Raw genomic sequence first — 16,551 nt, 5'->3', positions numbered from 1 at the left:
TTGGATTGGCCTATGGATCGCAACAGCATCATAAAGGTCATCGCGCTGATGGTGACGGGTTTCGGGATCGGGATCGATTTTACCGGTGCCCTGATGCTGGTCCCGGCAATCGAAAACAGCTTTGACGCCGACATCACCAGCACCCAGTGGGTTCTGAATATTTACGCTCTGTTCTTTGCAATGACGATGGTGGCCGGAGGTCGCCTGGGTGACATGTATGGTCATCGCAAGATGATGATCATCGGTCTTTCGATCTTTCTGTTTGCGTCGGTTTTATGCTTTGTCTCACCCGGTCTGGACTACCTGATCGGCGCACGCGCCTTGCAGGGGATCGGGGCGGGATGCGTGTGGCCCTGCACACTGGCATTTGGAGCCACCAAAGTGTCGAAAGAAGAACACCGCGCATTGGTGATGGGGCTGATACTGGCGGGTGTCACCACGGGTAATGTCTTTGGACCGATGATTAGCGGCGCGGTGGTCAATCTGGGTGATTGGCGGTTGTTTTTCCTCGCCAATGTGGTGTTTTCCAGCATTTCGATGACGACTGCGATCCTGCTGATGGAGCGTGAGACCGAGCATAAGAAAGGTGAACACATCGACTTTGCCGGGATGGGCATCCTGTCTTTTGCAGTTTTGCTCTTGCTTTACGGTTTGGATGTTGGTGCCGATTGGGGCTGGACTTCGCTGCCGCTTTTGCTGCTGTTTTTTGTCAGCGCCGTTTTGTTCTTCCTGTTTCCGAAAGTCGAAAAGAGGGTCAAGGAACCCTTGCTAATGCCTCAGTTGATGCAGAACCGAGAGTTTCTGATTACCTTGGGTCTGAATATGTTCAACGTCTCGGCAGCTTTTGTCGGGCTGCTATATTTTCCGCAGTATATGCAAAAAGTCTTGGGATGGTCTGTGTTCCAATCGGCGCTGGGTTTGGCACCGCTGACGGTGTTGCTAGCGGTCGGATCGATCGTCTCGGGTACGCTGTATAACGATTTTGGGCCCAAGCGACTGCTGTTTTGGGGATATATTTGCGCCACAGTCGGGGCGGCAAGCGTTGTCATCATGCCTTCCGGGACCGGATATTTTCAGATTCTGCCCGGAATGGCGCTGATTGGTTTGGGCGCAACGCTGACGGTCGGGCCTTCGGGAACAGCCGCTGTATGCGCGGTCAAGCCGGAACGCGCCGGACTGGTTGGCGGCCTGAGTTTCATGACCCATCTTGTCTATGGGGCAATCGCGGTCGCCTGTGCGACGGCGGTCATGTATGTGACAAGCCTGTCCAGCCTGAAAACCCGATTGGCCGCGTCAGGCATCAACATGTCCGACGCTGATCAGAAAGCGATCAATGGTGGAACGCTGAACACAGACTCGGCAAAAGCAGTGCTTGAAAAGTTGAATTCAGGTGAAACTGAAAAGGTTCAGGCCGCCATTGCGGCGGCCTTTGATACCGGAATGAATATGGCTTTTGTATTCGCCACGATCTCAGTCGCTGCTGGAATCGTCTTGGCGCTGATGCTGGATGAGAAGAAACTGCACAAGGTCGAAGGGTAACACTTCAGGGTGCGAGTATAGGGCCGCAGATGGCGGCCCCCCTCCCCTTTATTGTGACGGCCCGGTCGGATTGAACGCGGACAGGCCTTTGAGAATATCAATGGCATAGGCCAGTTGATAATCCTCTTCCCGCAGCTCCGCCGTGGCTTCGGCCTTGGCGCGATCTTCTTCGATCTGGCGAATCTCGTCCTCGCTGAGGCTGTCATTATTCAGGCTGCCGCGCAGATCGGCCTCGGACCGGGTGCGAGTGTTTGTATCTTCCTCTTCCTCGTCAACCGGGTTGTTGCGCGGTTGCTCGACGATGATGTCCGGGCTGACGCCAAGCGCCTGAATCGAACGACCCGAGGGCGTGTAGTAGCGAGAGGTTGTCAGACGCATAGCCCCGTCACCCCGAAGCGGCATGACCGTCTGCACCGATCCCTTGCCGAAGCTCTTAGTGCCAACCACGATGGCGCGATTGTGATCCTGCAAGGCGCCCGCGACAATTTCCGACGCCGAGGCCGAACCACCGTTGATCAGCACAACGATGGGCTTGCCTCCGGTCAGATCGCCGGGTGTTGCGTTGAATCGCTCACCATCTTCAAGATTGCGACCCCGGGTCGAGACGATTTCGCCCTCATCCAGGAACGCGTCAGAGACCTTAATGGCCTGAGTCAACAGCCCGCCGGGATTGTTACGCAGATCCAGAACGATGCCATTGACGTTTTCGATGCCCCCGGCCTCTTCAATCTGTTCTTCCAGTCCTTCCTTAAGGTTCGGATAGGTTTGGTCATTGAAGGTCGTGACACGCAACACGACACTTGTACCTTCGGTACGTGCACGAACTGCGGTCAGCTTGATCGTGTCGCGAACGATCGTTACGTCGAATGGCTCCTGCTCGCCTTCACGCACGACTGTGATCACGATTTCCGATCCCACCGGGCCGCGCATCAGGTCCACGGCTTTATCCAGCGTCAGCCCCAAAATGCTCTCGCCATCCACATGAGTGATGAAATCGCCCGCTTCGATACCAGCAGCATCCGCTGGGGTGTCATCGATGGGCGATACAACTTTGACAAAGCCTTCTTCCTGCGTGACTTCGATACCGAGCCCGCCAAATTCGCCACGTGTCTGCACGCGCATCTGCTCGGCATCATCAGGCGACAGGTAGCTGGAATGTGGGTCTAGCGAGGTCAGCATCCCGTCAATCGCAGCCTCGATCAGCTCGTCGGTTTCTACCTCTTCGACATACTGGGCGCGAATACGTTCGAAAATGTCACCGAACAGATCAAGTTGTTCGTAAACACTTGCCTTGTTCTCGGCCTCTTGCGCAAGCAGAGGGCCTGCGATCTGTGTTGTTGCGACTATCCCTGCCACGGTGCCGGCCAGTCCGGCCATCACAAATTTCTTCATACTCGTTTATCCATCCTTGTCCGTCCGGAACCATGATTCCGGGTCCACTGGGCTGTTATCCTGTCTTACTTCTATATAGAGCGTTTCTGACCAGTCAGTTCCAGTGCCATCACCGCTTGTTGACATAATAGCGCCGATTTCCGGAGTTTCACCCGGCATCAAACCTACCGGAGTACCCTCGGGTATCACTTCCCCGGTCAGACCATATACCTCTTGCAGACCTGAGAACACGAATAGCAATCCGGGCTGGGGTTCAAGGATCACAAGATTCCCGAGATCCAGCAAGGGCCCGCGGTAACGGATCGTGGCAGCCGTTGGCGCGGTGACCAATGCGCGGGGTCGCGTGCCCAGCACCAGCCCGGGGCGCGTTACCCCCGCTGCGTCCGTTTCGCCCGCCCAGTGCAGCATGACCCCTTGTGCGGGCAAGGCGATTTGACCTTTCCGGCCCGAGACATCTGCATTTGTATCTTCAATCTCACCATCGGTGATCTCGGATAACCCACTGGCAAACCCATCCAGCGTTTCGGTCGAGGATATCAGGATCGCTGTACGCACAGGATCTTCTACGAAACGGCGAGGCAGATCGGTCCGGTCCGCTATCGCCTCACTAAGCTGCGTGCGGGCATCCTGAACACCCTCCAACCCTTCGGTCAGCGTATTGGCAGCGTTTTGTTGAAGCTGTCGCAGTGTCTGTACCTCTTGCAATTCGTTTGCTAGCGCCTGAGCCTGCGCGTTCAACCCAGGCGTAACTTCGGACAACATCATACCAGTGCGCGCGGCCCCAAGTGGGCCGGACGGGTGCAGCATAAGTACCGGAGGCGCGGTGGTTTCGATCGTCTGCAGAACACCTAAAAGCTGCGCCACCTCCTGCTCTTGTACCTGCAATTCTGCAGTCAATTGCGCCTCGCGCAAGGCCGCGCGGCGCAGGCCGTCGCGCATGGCGCTCAGACCGGCCTCATAGGCTTTTATGGTTTCGGTCAGAGCTTTGACCCGGTCGCGGGCAGATTCGGCCTCAGTCAACGCGATCGAGGCTTGCTCCAGCATCTCGGCCGCTTCTAGTGCCGCCTTTGACGGGCTGGTTTGGGCGACGACAGGGGTGGCCCAAATCAGCGCTGCAGCAACGATCGGGCGCAATCTCATGTCAGCAAGCTTTCCCCTGTCATTTCAACGGGTTTCGGCAATTCCATAAGCTGCAACAAAGTTGGAGCAAGATCGGCCAAGCGCCCATCGCGCAGGCTTGAACCTTCGGGGCCGCCGGCCAGAACGACAGGCACGGGGTTCAGCGTATGGGCCGTATGTGGACCGCCCGTCTCCGGATCGACCATCATTTCGCAGTTACCATGATCTGCGGTCACGATCATCGCACCCCCGACCTGCTTCAGCGCTGCAACCACCTGCCCCAGACCTTGATCAACAGCCTCACAGGCCTTGATCGCAGCTTTCAGATCACCGGTATGGCCAACCATATCGGGATTGGCGTAGTTGGTGACGATCAGATCATATCCGCCGTGGATCGCCTCGACGAACTTTTCTGTCACTTCGGCCGAGGACATCTCGGGCTGCAAATCATATGTCGCCACTTTGGGCGATTTGGGCATGAAGCGATCCTCGCCACCCTCAGGCTGCTCTTTGCCACCGTTCAGGAAGAAAGTGACATGAGGGTACTTCTCGGTCTCGGCCAGCCGGAACTGGCGCAGGCCTTGCTTAGCAACCCATTCGCCCAGCGTGTTCACGATATCCCGCTTGGGAAATACGGTCGTCATATAATCGTTGTGGCCATCGGAATACTCAACCATGCCAAGTAACGCCGACAACTGCGGACGCGGACCGGTGTCGAACTCAGCAAAACCGGGCTCCCCAATTGCCCGCAGGATTTCTCGGGCACGGTCGGCGCGGAAGTTCAGGCAAAAGAACCCGTCACCGTCCTTAATACCGGAATAACCAGCAAGAACCGTGGGCGCGATAAACTCGTCGGTTTCGGATTGGGCGTAGGCATGGTCGACGGCCTCATGGGCCGAGGCCACGGTGCGCCCCTGACCTTTGACTATTGCGTCATAAGCCTCGGAAACGCGTTCCCAGCGATTATCGCGGTCCATGGCAAAGTAGCGCCCACAGACGGTGACGACCTTCGCGCCATCGGGCAACCGGTCTTCGAGTTCGGCGATATAGGTAAAGGCCGATTTCGGGGCCACATCGCGCCCGTCGGTGATCGCATGTAGCGCCACAGGCACACCCGCATCGGTAACCGCTTTGGCGGCAGCCACGATGTGATCCAGGTGCCCGTGCACGCCCCCATCCGATACCAGCCCCATCAGATGTGCTGTCCCGCCTGCAGCTTTCACCTTAGCGATGAAGCTCTGCAGCGCCTCATTGTGAAAGAAAGAACCGTCTTCTATGGCTAGGTCAATCTGCCCCAGATCCATCGCAACCACGCGCCCAGCCCCGATATTGGTGTGACCAACCTCGGAATTACCCATCTGACCACTAGGTAGACCCACATCCGGCCCGTGCGTCATCAGTTGCGCATGAGGACCTTCAGCCATGAGAGCATCAAAGGTTGGCGTATTTGCCAGATAAACCGCATTGGCCTTGGTGTCGTCGGATAGGCCCCAACCATCAAGGATACAAAGGACAACGGGCTTTGGGGCGGTCATGAAAGCTCTCCGATTGAGGCGGCGTTGCTGTCTTCTACCCCCTGCCCGCTCAAGGTTGAACCGTCATTAGGGCCGCGAATGAAGAATTAATCTGTCTTGTAGTCCCCAAAGGGTCGCGCTTTGCGGTTGCGGTATTTAACGGTCAGCTCAAGCGGCATCTCGTTTTCGTCGTAAATACCGATCACCACGCCTGTTCCTCGGCTTGATCCACGCATGTTTTGCAGTTGTTCTTCCGACCGGGTCGTGCGCTGCGACTGGCGCCGCGTCCAGGTGAACAGGTGATCATACATCTCGGCGATGATGTCTGCATGTTCATCGCTTTCGCCCAGGTCCGTCAGCTCATTCGGATCATTCTCTAGATCAAACAAAAGCGGGCGATAGCCCCCTTCACAATGGATCAGCTTCCATTTCTCGTTTGCAACCATGAACATGACCGCATCCCGAACCGAGGCGTTCAGTGTCTGCGCTATGGGAGATGCAGAGTAGTCATATTCACAAATCACTACATCGCGCGGGGTGCTGTCAGCCTGAGCGTGCAGGATGGGCAGCAACGAATGCCCTTCCAGAATGTGCCCTGCGGGTTCACCGCCTGCAACATCCAGAAACGTGGGCGCTAGATCGATGGATTCGACCAATTCATCGCATGTGGTGCCGCGCGTGGCATCAGCCTCGGGCGATGGATCAAAGATGATCAGCGGCATTTTGGTCGAGGCGTCATGGAAGAAGGTCTTCTCTCCCATCCAGTGATCGCCCAGAAAATCCCCGTGATCCGAGGTCAGCACGATCATCGTGTCCTGCATTCGTCCGGTCTGATCCATCCAGTCAAACAGCCGCCCCATTTGGTCGTCAGCCTGCTTGATCAGGCCCATATAGGCTGGGATCACGGCCTCGCGTACATCCTGACGCGAGAAGGTCTGGCCGATTTTCGTATCCATGAACGCTTTCAGCACCGGATGAGCGTTCTGCCGTTCAGCTTCGGACCGAATGACAGGCAGAATATGTTCGGGACCATACATCGAGGCGTAGGGTTCCGGCACAATATAGGGCCAATGCGGTTTGATATAGCTAAGGTGGCAGCACCACGGCCCGTCATGGTTTTCCATGAACTCCATGGCGCGAGAGGTGAGATAAGGCGTTTCGCTGTCTTCCTCGGCGATATTCGCGGCCTCTGACGAATTCTTCAGGAACCAACCCGAAAGTACATTGCCCTCTTCATCCAGCCCCGAATTGGCGAAGTCGTGCCAGGGGTTGTCACTCTCATAGCCTTTGTCTTTCAGATACTCGTTGTACCTTTTGGCGCCATCCGGGTCATAAAACCCATCCGGCCCTTCGGGGCGCATCCCGTCATCGCGCTCAAAGACATCAAACCCGCATTCAGCGACGCGTGCCCCGATCAGGCTGTCGGGCTCAAGCCCCAAACGAGCCATGCCCTCGGCGTCTGCGCGCATATGAGTCTTGCCAACCAACCAGCAATCCATCCCTGCCTTGCGCAAGTGATCGCCCATGGTGACCTCACCAACTTTCAGCGGGATTCCGTTCCATGACGCGCCGTGCGAATGCACATAGCGGCCGGTATAGGTCGACATACGGGAACTGCCGCAGATCGGAGACTGGATGTAGGCCCGCGTGAACCGCACACCCATCGAGGCGAGACGGTCAATATTTGGCGTATGCAGATGTGGATGCCCGTAGCAGCTGAGATAGTCCCAGCGCAATTGGTCGAACATGATGAAGAGGACGTTCTTGGCTTTGTTCATGCCAAGAGGGTTATCCTAGCCTTCCATCTGTTGCAGCATCTTTTTCGCACGCTTGCACTGCAACTGGTCGCGCAGAGGGCTGTCGGGATCGATATCCTTTTGGCAGACCACACATTTATCGGCACCCGAGATCGCGTTCAGGCCACCGCAGCTGCCTTTGATGGTTTTGCCCATCAACATCACACCCAGCGCCATGCCAACCATGACGATCAGCAACAGGAAAAAGGCCAGAATAAAGGTGCTCATAGCGGTTCCTACCGGTCAGTTGGTCCCCAGCGCATCCTTGAAGGCGCTGCTTTGTACGGTGATATAGGCTTCTTCTCCGCTTGTCACATCCCGCGAGATGAAGAACACGGCAAGTTTATGCTCTTCGGCCAGTTCCAGACCCTTTTCCAGACCCAATGCCAGCATCGCCGTTGCCCACGCATCCGCCATCATGGCGTTGTCTGCTATAACAGTAACCGAAGTGGTGCGATGAGTAATCGGGCGGCCCGTCGTCGGGTCAATGATATGCGAATAGCGCACCCCGTCCTGTTCGAAGAAGTTCTTGTAATCACCCGAGGTCGCCATTCCCAGATTGTCGAGCGGCACGATCAACTGGATTGATTGCGCGCCAGTCTCGGGTTTTTCGATCCCGATCCGCCAGCTTTCGCCTTTATCATTCTCGCCCATGGTCACCAGATCACCACCGATCTCGACCATATAGTTCTCGATCCCGGCCTCGCGCAGCTGTGCGGCAACCGCATCGATGCCATAGCCTTTGGCAATCGCAGACAGGTTGATTCCGACTCCGGCCTCTGACTTGGTCAAAGTGCCCGCTCCGCGATCCAATTCTAACAACCGCGCTTGTCCCACTTGCCCAAGCGCTGTCGCGATCTCGTCATCTGCCGGAATTGGGTCTTCAGGTTTTCGCGGTCCAAACCCCCACAATTCGATCAGCGGACCAAGGGTAACATCAAACGTACCACCGGATTTCTCGTGAACCTCATTTGCGGCCTCGATGACGAAGGCAAATTCGTCTGACACTTGCATGGGGTCCGTGCTGCCTGAGGCCGAGAAGGTCGAGACCTCGGATTTCGGGTCCCAGTTGGACATCTTGGCATTGACCTGCGCCAGGGTCTCCTGAACCGCTTGCCCCAGCGCTGCTTCGTCCAAATCATCGCCGATTGCGGTGATGTTGAACGTGGTGCCCATCGTCTCGCCGGACAGGCGTACCACGTCAGGCTCTTTGCCAAACAAGCAGGCCGAAACAGTCAAAAGTAAGGCCAGTGCGATCAGTGGGCGCATGGTGCAATCTCCCGGGAGTGTTCTTGCCCGGCATATGCCAGTGAGCCTGTTCAGAGTCAAACCGGCCTCAAATCTTGAGCGGCAAAAACGCCAATGTAAAAAGCCCGATTGCTGCCGGGACGCCAAACAGCCAAGCGCGCTTTTGCCAACCTTCCGGTTGCTGTTTCCAAGCCATGCGAAAATTATGGCCGCAGACCACCACGATAAAGAATATCAGCGCGGCAACTGGTGGCGTCAGATACAGGTTGCTCACAAGCAATTTCCTTTTGAAGTGGCCAAGTTACGCCGGTTTTCGAAATTGCACCCTATACAGGGCCGGTCCCTGCGGTAAGGTAGGTTGTAAGGACAATACCGGTGAAAGAGGAGACCGCCCATGGCCCCAAGCTCTTACCAGCCTCCGACACGCGGCGACAAGGCCGCGGCGACAACCCGCAGTCAATCAGTTGAGACCAATCTGTCGCATACCCAGACAACGGTTGCGAAACTGATGGAAGGCAAAGGGGATGCCGTTTTTTCGGTGCGGCCCAACGACACGATTCACTCGGTCGTGGATATCTTGCGCGAAAAACGCATCGGGGCCGTTGTTGTGACGGATCAGAATGGTGCCCTGCAGGGTATCCTGTCCGAACGTGACATTGTGCGCCGTATGGCGGAAACGCCCGGCCAGACCCTACCCCAATCCGTGGCTGATCTTATGACGACCGAGGTTAAAACCTGCAGCCCCGAAGATTATCTGAACGACGTGCTGAAAACCATGACCGAAGGCCGGTTCCGGCATATGCCCGTACTGAGTGATGGAAATCTGCGCGGGGTGATCACCATTGGCGATGTGGTTCATTTCCGCTTGAAAGAACTGGAATACGAAGCACTTAGAATGAAGCAAATGATCGTCGGCTAGCGACTTACGCTGATACGCGCGCGATTCCGGTGTGCGCGGTCGAGATAAATCGGACAGAACCAGGCGAGATTTCCGCAGCCGTCAACTGATCGGTGATGAACGCACCTGTATCAATCGAAATGACATCATGCTCGACCCGAGCTTCGTCGACGATGGTATGGCCATGCACCACCCATTGCTCGTCTTTCCGGCGTTTCTTGCGGAAATGAGGATGCCCCCAAAGGCAAGTTCTGTCCTGTTGCCGATCGACCGGCTGCGAAGGGTCAAGCGCGGCATGAACAACCGTTACATTCCCGCTCGTCCAGGTCAGCGGCCGATCTTGTAACCAGTCCAGAAGCGGTTGTCCCATCGCTTGCTGCAGTTGTTCGGCAACGGCTTGCGGGTTGGACCGGTCAATATCCGCAAGCCCAAACGAAGCCAAAGTCTGAGCACCGCCATTATACAGCCAGACACGCTCCATCCGTGTTGGATCGGACAAAAACCCAAGCAGCATATCTTCGTGATTGCCTTTCAGGCAGATCGCCCGCGTTTCGGGGTTCGTGTCGAGGTGATGTAGCTGACGCAACACCTGCGCGCTGTATCCGCCCCGGTCAACATAGTCGCCTACAAACACCACCGGACAGTCGTTATCCAGCGCAGGCAGGAGCCGTTGTAAAAGATCCAACCTCCCATGTATGTCTCCGATTGCGTAGAATTTTTCTGTAGGCGCCAATGAATGCAGAATCACCGTCTGATCAGGCGGTGTTTGAGATGCGATAAGCCTTTTGATCCATCCGGTTAACATAAGACCTGCTGTCCAATGCGGCAAAATATGAAACGGAATTCGCCAAATGCAGACGTTGATATTGGAAGCCTGCCCAACATCAGACCCAAAAATGAAAATGGTCGGCCCCAAGGGTTGGAACCGACCGATTCTGTTTATCCGCCGAAATCGTCGAGCATGATGTCTTCGCGGTCCACGCCCAGATCCAGCAGCATGTTGATGACCGACTGGTTCATGATTGGCGGACCACACATGTAGTATTCGCAATCCTCGGGTGCGGGGTGGTTCTTCAGATATTCCTCGAACAGAACGTTGTGAATAAAGCCAGTGTAGCCTTTCCAGTCATCCTCGGGCTGGGCGTCCGACAACGCAACGTGCCATTCGAAATTGTCAAATTCCTTGGCCAGCGTGTCGAAATCTTCGACAAAGAACATCTCTTTCTTCGACCGCGCTCCATACCAGAAGCTGATCTTGCGGTTGCGGTTTTCAAGGCGTTTGAGCTGGTCAAAGATATGGCTACGCATTGGGGCCATACCAGCACCACCACCGATGAAGACCATCTCTTTTTCTGTCTCTCGAGCAAAGAACTCGCCAAAAGGACCTGAGATTGTGACCTTGTCGCCCGGTTTCAGGTTGAAAATATACGACGACATCTGACCCGGAGGAATGCCTTCGGATCCAGGAGGGGGCGAAGCCACGCGGACGTTCAGCATGATCATGCCTTTTTCATCCGGATAGTTTGCCATGGAATAGGCGCGTTCGATCGGTTCGGCGACGACGGATTTGTACTGCCATAGATTGAAGCGATCCCAATCCTCGCGGTATTCTTCTTCGACGTCGAAATCCGTATAGGCCAACTGGTGCGCAGGCGCTTCGATCTGGATGTAACCACCGGCGCGGAAGTTCACATCTTCGCCTTCAGGCAGGTCCAGCGTTAGAGCCTTAATGAAGGTCGCTACGTTCTCGTTCGAACGCACCGTGCATTCCCATTTTTTGACGCCGAAGACCTCTTCGGGAACTTCGATGTCCATATCCTGCTTGACTGCAACCTGACAGGATAGCCGGTCACCACAAGACGCCTCGCGCTTGGTGATATGGCTTTCCTCGGTCGGCAGGATCGAGCCACCGCCGGAATGCACGCGCACGCGACATTGCGCGCAGGTGCCGCCACCACCACAAGCGGAGGGCACGAATAGCTTCTCTGCCGCAAGCGTCTGCAGCAGTTTGCCACCCGCCGGGACCGAGATTGTTTTCTCACCATTGATGGTGATGTTCACGTTACCGGTTGAAACCAGCTTGGACCGCGCCGCCATGATGATGGCAACCAAACCAAGAACGATAACGGTGAAAAGGGCTACACCTAAGCCAAAGGTTTCCATTCCGCCCTCCTTACAGTTTCACGCCCGAGAAGGACATGAAGGCCATCGCCATCAGTCCAGCGGTGATGAAAGTGATGCCCAGGCCTTGCAGACCATCGGGAATGTCCGAATACTTCAGCTTTTCCCGAACACCCGCCATCGCAGTAATCGCCAGAGCCCAGCCAAAGCCAGAGGACAGACCGTAAGTCGCCGCTTCGGCAAAATTGTAGTCGCGTTCCACCATGAACAGTGAACCACCCAAAATGGCGCAGTTTACAGTGATCAGCGGCAGGAAAATCCCCAGCGCGTTGTAGAGCGGGGGGAAGTACTTATCCAGCACCATCTCTAGGATCTGAACCATCGCCGCAATCACGCCGATATACGAGATCAGTCCAAGGAAGGTCAGGTCCACATCCGGGAAACCCGCCCAAGCCAGCGCACCCGGTTTCAGCAGATAGTTCAGCAGCAGATTATTCGCCGGCACGGTGATGGCTTGCACCACCATGACCGAGATGCCCAGACCCAGCGCAGTTGAAATCTTCTTCGAAACAGCGATGAAGGTACACATCCCCAGAAAGAAGCTGAGCGCAAGGTTTTCGACAAAGATGGCCTTTACGGCCAGTGAAATCAGACCTTCCATCAGTGGGCCTCTACCTGCTGGATTTTGTATTCACGCTCTTCCACCTGGTTCGGCTTCCATGTGCGGAAGGCCCAGATGATCAGACCGATGATGAAGAAAGCCGACGGCGGCAGTAGCAGCATGCCGTTGGGCACATACCAGCCGCCATTGTTGACGGTCTCCAGAATGGTGACACCGAACAGTGACCCGGCGCCAAACAGCTCACGAATGAAACCTACCAGCAGCAGGATCAGACCATAGCCCATGCCGTTGCCCATACCGTCGATAAAGGACGCGACCGGGGGGTTCTTCATGGCAAACGCTTCGGCCCGGCCCATCACGATACAGTTGGTGATGATCAAGCCGACAAAGACCGACAGTGTTTTTGAAATCTCAAACGCATAAGCCTTGAGAATCTGGTCCACCAGGATCACCAGTGAGGCAATGATAACCATCTGTACGATGATCCGGATCGAACCCGGGATCTGGTTGCGCAGGCACGAGATGAAGAAAGACGAGAACGAGGTCACGAAGATCACCGCCAGCGCCATCACCATAGACACCTGCAGTGACGAGGTCACCGCCAGCGCCGAACAGATGCCCAGCACCTGCAGCGTGATCGGGTTGTTGTCGACAAGCGGGTCGACCAGCATCTCTTTCTTGGTCTGAGACATCAAAGCTCTCCTGCTTGCAGTTTGGCCAGGAACGGAGCGTAGCCCGCGTCGCCCATCCAGAATTTCACCAGGTTGTCGACACCAACCGAAGTCAGCGTGGCGCCTGCCAGCGCATCGACATAGAAATCAGGACCTGCTGCGGGTTGCGACTTGGCGACGGTGATTTGCAGATCGCCTGCATCATCGCGCAGCTTTTTGCCATTCCACAGCGCCTTCCAGCGAGGATTGTCCACTTCGGCGCCAAGGCCCGGTGTCTCACCGTGCTGATAGAACTGCAGGCCGTAGATATCGTTGCCGTTGTTTTCCAGCGCGATGAAACCATAAAGCGTAGACCACAGGCCATAACCGTGAAGCGGCAGGATTACCTTGTCGAGCGCCCCGGCATCATCACGCAGCAGATAGATCACGCGGTACTTGGACTTGCGCCCGATCCCAGCCGGGTCATCGTTCAAAGCGACGCTCAGTTCTGGATCGCTGGCAGCAGCGATATCATCGAAGGTGGTCGCGTCGAACTGATCGTCAACGAATTCACCTGTAGACAATTCCAGTACATGCGGTTCAAACGCAGCGAATGCCTCGGTCACATCAATGCCTGGTTCGTAAATGCCGGCAACTTGCAGAACGTTGACTTGCTTATCCTTCAAACGGTTGATTTCCTGCACCGGGCGCAGGCTGACCGCAGCAGCAGACACGACCATCGAGGCTACAAGGCAGACGGCAACGGCAACAAAGATAGTCTTGCCAACCGAATCCGGCGAAGCAGCCAGAAACTTGGCAATCGCTCCCTTGGGTTCATTGGATTGCGTATCAGACATGGCGACGCGCCCTCCGTTTGATGTTTGCCTGGACGACGAAATAGTCGATCAGCGGCGCAAAAACGTTTCCGAACAAGATTGCCAGCATCATACCTTCTGGGAAAGCGGGGTTAATGACGCGGATCATCACAACCATGATACCAATCAGCGCGCCATAGATGTAGCGGCCCATATTGGTGTGGCTGGCCGAAACGGGCTCAGTTACCATGAACGCCAGACCAAAGGCGTAGCCCCCAAGAACGATATGCCAGTACCAAGGCATCGCGAACATCGGATTTGTGTCCGATCCGATCAGATTCAGCAGAAGCGTGAAGCCTATGGTGCCCGCAAGACAGCCCACAATCAGGCGATAATTGGCAATCTTGGTCGTCAGCAGGAAGGCCAGGCCGATCATGCAAGCCAGCGTCGATGTCTCTCCAAAGCTACCCTGAATTTGCCCGAAGAACGCATTGGCCCAGGTGATCCCGTCGGCCGCCAGTGCCTGAACGCCTTCAGCAGCGGAGATGCCCAATGCAGTCGCACCGGAAAATCCGTCCACCGGGGTCCAGACTGAATCCCCCGACATTTGCGCGGGATAGGCGAAATATAGGAAAGCACGCCCGACCAGCGCGGGGTTGAGGAAGTTCTTGCCCGTGCCACCAAATACTTCCTTACCGATCACGACACCGAAAATGATGCCTAACGCGACCTGCCACAAGGGCGCTGTCGCAGGCATAATCAGGGTGTAAAGCATCGAGGTTACTAGAAAACCCTCGTTGACCTCATGGCCGCGTACAGTGGCGAAGATGACCTCAAAAATACCGCCCGCAACCAGTGTGGTGATGTAGATCGGAAGGAAATACATCAATCCATGCATCACATTGGCGAAAATGCTGTCAGGGTTCAGCGAGATGCCGAACACCTGCAGGATCGCAATCCGCCAGCCTGTTGCCGAATCCGGTCCCAACGTAGCGATGGCCGAGTTTGCCTGATAGCCAGTGTTATACATCCCCCAGAGGATTGCGGGGATCGTAGCAATCACGACATAGGTCATGATCCGCTTCATATCCACGTAAGAGCGCGCATGCGGCGCGACGGTCGTGACGGTTTTCGGAGTGTAGATAAAACTTTCCACCATCTCGTAGATGGGGAAATATTTTTCGTACTTGCCGCCCTTGGTAAAGTTCGGCTCGATCCGATCGAAGAAGCTGCGCAAACCCATGTGGATCAGCCCTCCTTTTCAATCTTGGTGAGGCAGTCGCGCAGCGCCAGCCCATATTCATATTTCGCAGGGCAGGCAAAGCCCACAAGGCCCAGGTCTTCTTCGTCCAGTTCCAGTGCACCCAGCGCCTGCGCGGTGTCGGTGTCCATCACCAATAGCGCCCGCAGCAATTGCGTCGGCAGATAATCCTGGGGCATAAGCTCTTCGAATACACCCGTCGGCACCATCGCGCGGCGACCACCATTCAGGTTAGACGTGAATGAATAGAGCTTCTTGGCAAAAGCCGATCCCAAAACAGGCTGTACCGCATATTTCGAAGGCATAGGAAGAATCCAGCCCAGTGTGTGCTGATCATGATCTTCGCGAATAATGCTGATCTGGCGCGCAAAACGGCCCAGATAGGAGGTCGGACCATCGGCATGCTGCCCCGACAAGATCGACCCCGAGATGATCCGCGCGATCCCGTCGACGTTCACTTCATCCCGGGTCAGGTCATCCGTCGACGCGCCCATCACGGTGCGGATCAGGCGCGGTTGGCGCGCGCCCGGTCCAGACAGAGCAATCACGATGTTTGTATCCAGATGACCGGTCTGCATCAGACGACCGATCGCGATCACGTCCTGGTAGCCAATGGTCCAAACCTGCTTGTCCCCTCCCAGCGGCTCAAGGAAGTGAATATGAGTTCCGGCAAGGCCCGAGGGGTGTGGGCCGGAAAACGCAGCCGCTTCTATACCTGGCAGATCGGAACCGGGGATGGATGCCCCCTCTTGCTGGCACAGATAAGTCTTGCCGTCGGTCAGGTTTGAGACAGCTGCGAGACCAGCCGCAAATGCCTCGCCCGCATCCGCAATAACCAATGCCGCATCACCTGCCAGTGGATCGCTGTCCATGGCTGTCACGAAGATTGCCGTAGGCTTGGAGCCTGGTTCGGGCATCTTTGAATAAGGACGTGTCCGGAAAGAAGTCCACAGCCCGGCCGCGCAGAGCTTAGCCGTAACACCTTCGGCAGTCTCGGCATCGCCGGTGCCCGAGAAATCTATGCCGGCGTCATTGGCATCCGAGACCTCTATCACCACGCTTTGCAATACGCGTCGCGCCCCGCGATTAATTGCCACGACCTTGCCGGTCAGCGGCGCGACCATCATCGCGTCGGGCGCATCCTTGTGGCAGAACAACGGCGTTCCTCGCTGGACCGCGTCGCCCTCTTGCACCAGCATCTTGGGCTTTAATCCGATATAATCACTGCCCAGAACGGCAACCGACGAGAATTCAGGCCCCGGCTGGATTTTCTGTTCGGGCGCGCCTTCAACCGGCAAATCCAACCCTTTTTTTAGTTTGAAAGTTTGCATGTTGCTACGTTCTTCCAAGCCTTTGTCCTGCGCCTGCTGCGCGCCATCTTACAATGATGCCAGGAAATAACACGAAATTTCCCGTCTGTCCGGTCGCGAAAGCGCCATTATCCGACCAGAATCCGCAGGCGTATTTCCGATCACGGGTCCTTTACGCGGGGATGAGTGCAAACGCAAACCTGTTACCGCCCAAAATCGAAAAGGAATGTCACATTCTTTTGAGCTTACGGTCGTTCAGAACAATT

Annotated in this window: 16 protein-coding genes; 2 read left to right on the top strand and 14 right to left on the bottom strand. The window is 56.0% G+C overall.

Annotation, left to right across the window (positions count from 1 at the left end):
* The first annotated feature begins 12 nt into the window (after positions 1-12).
* The gene (locus ACR0AW_RS09450; RefSeq protein ID WP_170732685.1) at positions 13-1,539 is read left to right on the top strand and encodes an MFS transporter; all 1,527 of its coding nucleotides are present in this window, start codon (positions 13-15) and stop codon (positions 1,537-1,539) included.
* Between the two features lie 48 nt (positions 1,540-1,587).
* On the opposite strand, the gene ACR0AW_RS09445 is transcribed toward ACR0AW_RS09450, so the two are convergent.
* The 7 genes from ACR0AW_RS09445 to ACR0AW_RS09415 form a co-directional block, all read right to left on the bottom strand.
* Positions 1,588-2,931: a S41 family peptidase gene (locus tag ACR0AW_RS09445; RefSeq protein ID WP_170393963.1), complete on the bottom strand. Its 1,344-nt coding sequence runs from the start codon at positions 2,929-2,931 to the stop codon at positions 1,588-1,590.
* Between the two features lie 6 nt (positions 2,932-2,937).
* Positions 2,938-4,071, bottom strand: a complete 1,134-nt coding sequence (locus ACR0AW_RS09440) for a peptidase M23 (protein ID WP_170732684.1) — start codon at positions 4,069-4,071, stop codon at positions 2,938-2,940.
* On the bottom strand, positions 4,068-5,585 hold the full coding sequence (gene gpmI, locus ACR0AW_RS09435; RefSeq protein WP_170732683.1) for a 2,3-bisphosphoglycerate-independent phosphoglycerate mutase: 1,518 nt from the start codon (positions 5,583-5,585) through the stop codon (positions 4,068-4,070). Before gpmI ends, ACR0AW_RS09440 begins: the two co-directional genes overlap by 4 nt.
* A gap of 86 nt (positions 5,586-5,671) precedes the next feature.
* The gene (locus ACR0AW_RS09430; RefSeq protein WP_170732682.1) at positions 5,672-7,342 is read right to left on the bottom strand and encodes a sulfatase-like hydrolase/transferase; all 1,671 of its coding nucleotides are present in this window, start codon (positions 7,340-7,342) and stop codon (positions 5,672-5,674) included.
* A 15-nt stretch (positions 7,343-7,357) separates the two neighbouring features.
* A complete protein-coding gene (gene nqrM, locus ACR0AW_RS09425; RefSeq protein ID WP_170393970.1) occupies positions 7,358-7,588 on the bottom strand; it encodes a (Na+)-NQR maturation NqrM in 231 nt (76 codons plus the stop codon).
* Between the two features lie 15 nt (positions 7,589-7,603).
* Entirely contained in the window at positions 7,604-8,629 is a 1,026-nt protein-coding gene (locus ACR0AW_RS09420) for an FAD:protein FMN transferase (protein WP_170732681.1), read from the bottom strand.
* A 67-nt stretch (positions 8,630-8,696) separates the two neighbouring features.
* Positions 8,697-8,882 carry a hypothetical protein gene (locus tag ACR0AW_RS09415; RefSeq protein WP_170393974.1) on the bottom strand — a complete coding sequence of 62 codons (186 nt, stop codon included), beginning with the start codon at positions 8,880-8,882 and terminating at the stop codon, positions 8,697-8,699.
* A 120-nt stretch (positions 8,883-9,002) separates the two neighbouring features.
* On the opposite strand from ACR0AW_RS09415, the gene ACR0AW_RS09410 reads away from it, so the two are divergent.
* On the top strand, positions 9,003-9,527 hold the full coding sequence (locus ACR0AW_RS09410; RefSeq protein ID WP_170393976.1) for a CBS domain-containing protein: 525 nt from the start codon (positions 9,003-9,005) through the stop codon (positions 9,525-9,527).
* A 4-nt stretch (positions 9,528-9,531) separates the two neighbouring features.
* Here the strand turns inward: ACR0AW_RS09410 and ACR0AW_RS09405 are convergent, their stop codons facing one another.
* From ACR0AW_RS09405 to ACR0AW_RS09375, 7 genes are all read right to left on the bottom strand, one after another.
* Positions 9,532-10,311, bottom strand: coding sequence for a metallophosphoesterase (locus ACR0AW_RS09405; protein WP_170732680.1), 780 nt, complete (start codon positions 10,309-10,311; stop codon positions 9,532-9,534).
* Positions 10,312-10,445: 134 nt separating this feature from the next.
* Positions 10,446-11,669, bottom strand: coding sequence for an NADH:ubiquinone reductase (Na(+)-transporting) subunit F (gene nqrF, locus ACR0AW_RS09400; protein WP_170393981.1), 1,224 nt, complete (start codon positions 11,667-11,669; stop codon positions 10,446-10,448).
* Between the two features lie 10 nt (positions 11,670-11,679).
* On the bottom strand, positions 11,680-12,288 hold the full coding sequence (gene nqrE, locus ACR0AW_RS09395) for an NADH:ubiquinone reductase (Na(+)-transporting) subunit E (RefSeq protein ID WP_050603817.1): 609 nt from the start codon (positions 12,286-12,288) through the stop codon (positions 11,680-11,682).
* Positions 12,288-12,941: an NADH:ubiquinone reductase (Na(+)-transporting) subunit D gene (locus ACR0AW_RS09390; RefSeq protein WP_152460184.1), complete on the bottom strand. Its 654-nt coding sequence runs from the start codon at positions 12,939-12,941 to the stop codon at positions 12,288-12,290. The genes nqrE and ACR0AW_RS09390 overlap by 1 nt, the downstream gene beginning before the upstream one ends.
* The gene (locus tag ACR0AW_RS09385) at positions 12,941-13,756 is read right to left on the bottom strand and encodes a Na(+)-translocating NADH-quinone reductase subunit C (RefSeq protein WP_170732679.1); all 816 of its coding nucleotides are present in this window, start codon (positions 13,754-13,756) and stop codon (positions 12,941-12,943) included. The genes ACR0AW_RS09390 and ACR0AW_RS09385 overlap by 1 nt, the downstream gene beginning before the upstream one ends.
* The gene (locus tag ACR0AW_RS09380; RefSeq protein WP_170393985.1) at positions 13,749-14,957 is read right to left on the bottom strand and encodes an NADH:ubiquinone reductase (Na(+)-transporting) subunit B; all 1,209 of its coding nucleotides are present in this window, start codon (positions 14,955-14,957) and stop codon (positions 13,749-13,751) included. Before ACR0AW_RS09380 ends, ACR0AW_RS09385 begins: the two co-directional genes overlap by 8 nt.
* A gap of 5 nt (positions 14,958-14,962) precedes the next feature.
* Positions 14,963-16,306 (bottom strand): Na(+)-translocating NADH-quinone reductase subunit A, encoded by a 1,344-nt coding sequence (locus tag ACR0AW_RS09375; protein WP_170732678.1) that lies wholly within the window; start codon positions 16,304-16,306, stop codon positions 14,963-14,965.
* Between the last annotated feature and the right edge of the window lie 245 nt (positions 16,307-16,551).

This window comes from Ruegeria sp. C5 (genome assembly GCF_056537605.1).
Note: the sequence above shows the minus strand (reverse complement) of the source record. Positions and strands in the feature narration are given on the sequence as shown.

Coding starts and splice junctions, on each gene's coding strand:
- ACR0AW_RS09450 (WP_170732685.1), top strand. CDS start 13: ATGGATCGCAACAGCATCATAAAGGTCATCGCGCTGATGGTGACGGGT.
- ACR0AW_RS09445 (WP_170393963.1), bottom strand. CDS start 2,931: ATGAAGAAATTTGTGATGGCCGGACTGGCCGGCACCGTGGCAGGGATA.
- ACR0AW_RS09440 (WP_170732684.1), bottom strand. CDS start 4,071: ATGAGATTGCGCCCGATCGTTGCTGCAGCGCTGATTTGGGCCACCCCT.
- gpmI (WP_170732683.1), bottom strand. CDS start 5,585: ATGACCGCCCCAAAGCCCGTTGTCCTTTGTATCCTTGATGGTTGGGGC.
- ACR0AW_RS09430 (WP_170732682.1), bottom strand. CDS start 7,342: ATGAACAAAGCCAAGAACGTCCTCTTCATCATGTTCGACCAATTGCGC.
- nqrM (WP_170393970.1), bottom strand. CDS start 7,588: ATGAGCACCTTTATTCTGGCCTTTTTCCTGTTGCTGATCGTCATGGTT.
- ACR0AW_RS09420 (WP_170732681.1), bottom strand. CDS start 8,629: ATGCGCCCACTGATCGCACTGGCCTTACTTTTGACTGTTTCGGCCTGC.
- ACR0AW_RS09410 (WP_170393976.1), top strand. CDS start 9,003: ATGGCCCCAAGCTCTTACCAGCCTCCGACACGCGGCGACAAGGCCGCG.
- ACR0AW_RS09405 (WP_170732680.1), bottom strand. CDS start 10,311: ATGTTAACCGGATGGATCAAAAGGCTTATCGCATCTCAAACACCGCCT.
- nqrF (WP_170393981.1), bottom strand. CDS start 11,669: ATGGAAACCTTTGGCTTAGGTGTAGCCCTTTTCACCGTTATCGTTCTT.
- nqrE (WP_050603817.1), bottom strand. CDS start 12,288: ATGGAAGGTCTGATTTCACTGGCCGTAAAGGCCATCTTTGTCGAAAAC.
- ACR0AW_RS09390 (WP_152460184.1), bottom strand. CDS start 12,941: ATGTCTCAGACCAAGAAAGAGATGCTGGTCGACCCGCTTGTCGACAAC.
- ACR0AW_RS09385 (WP_170732679.1), bottom strand. CDS start 13,756: ATGTCTGATACGCAATCCAATGAACCCAAGGGAGCGATTGCCAAGTTT.
- ACR0AW_RS09380 (WP_170393985.1), bottom strand. CDS start 14,957: ATGGGTTTGCGCAGCTTCTTCGATCGGATCGAGCCGAACTTTACCAAG.
- ACR0AW_RS09375 (WP_170732678.1), bottom strand. CDS start 16,306: ATGCAAACTTTCAAACTAAAAAAAGGGTTGGATTTGCCGGTTGAAGGC.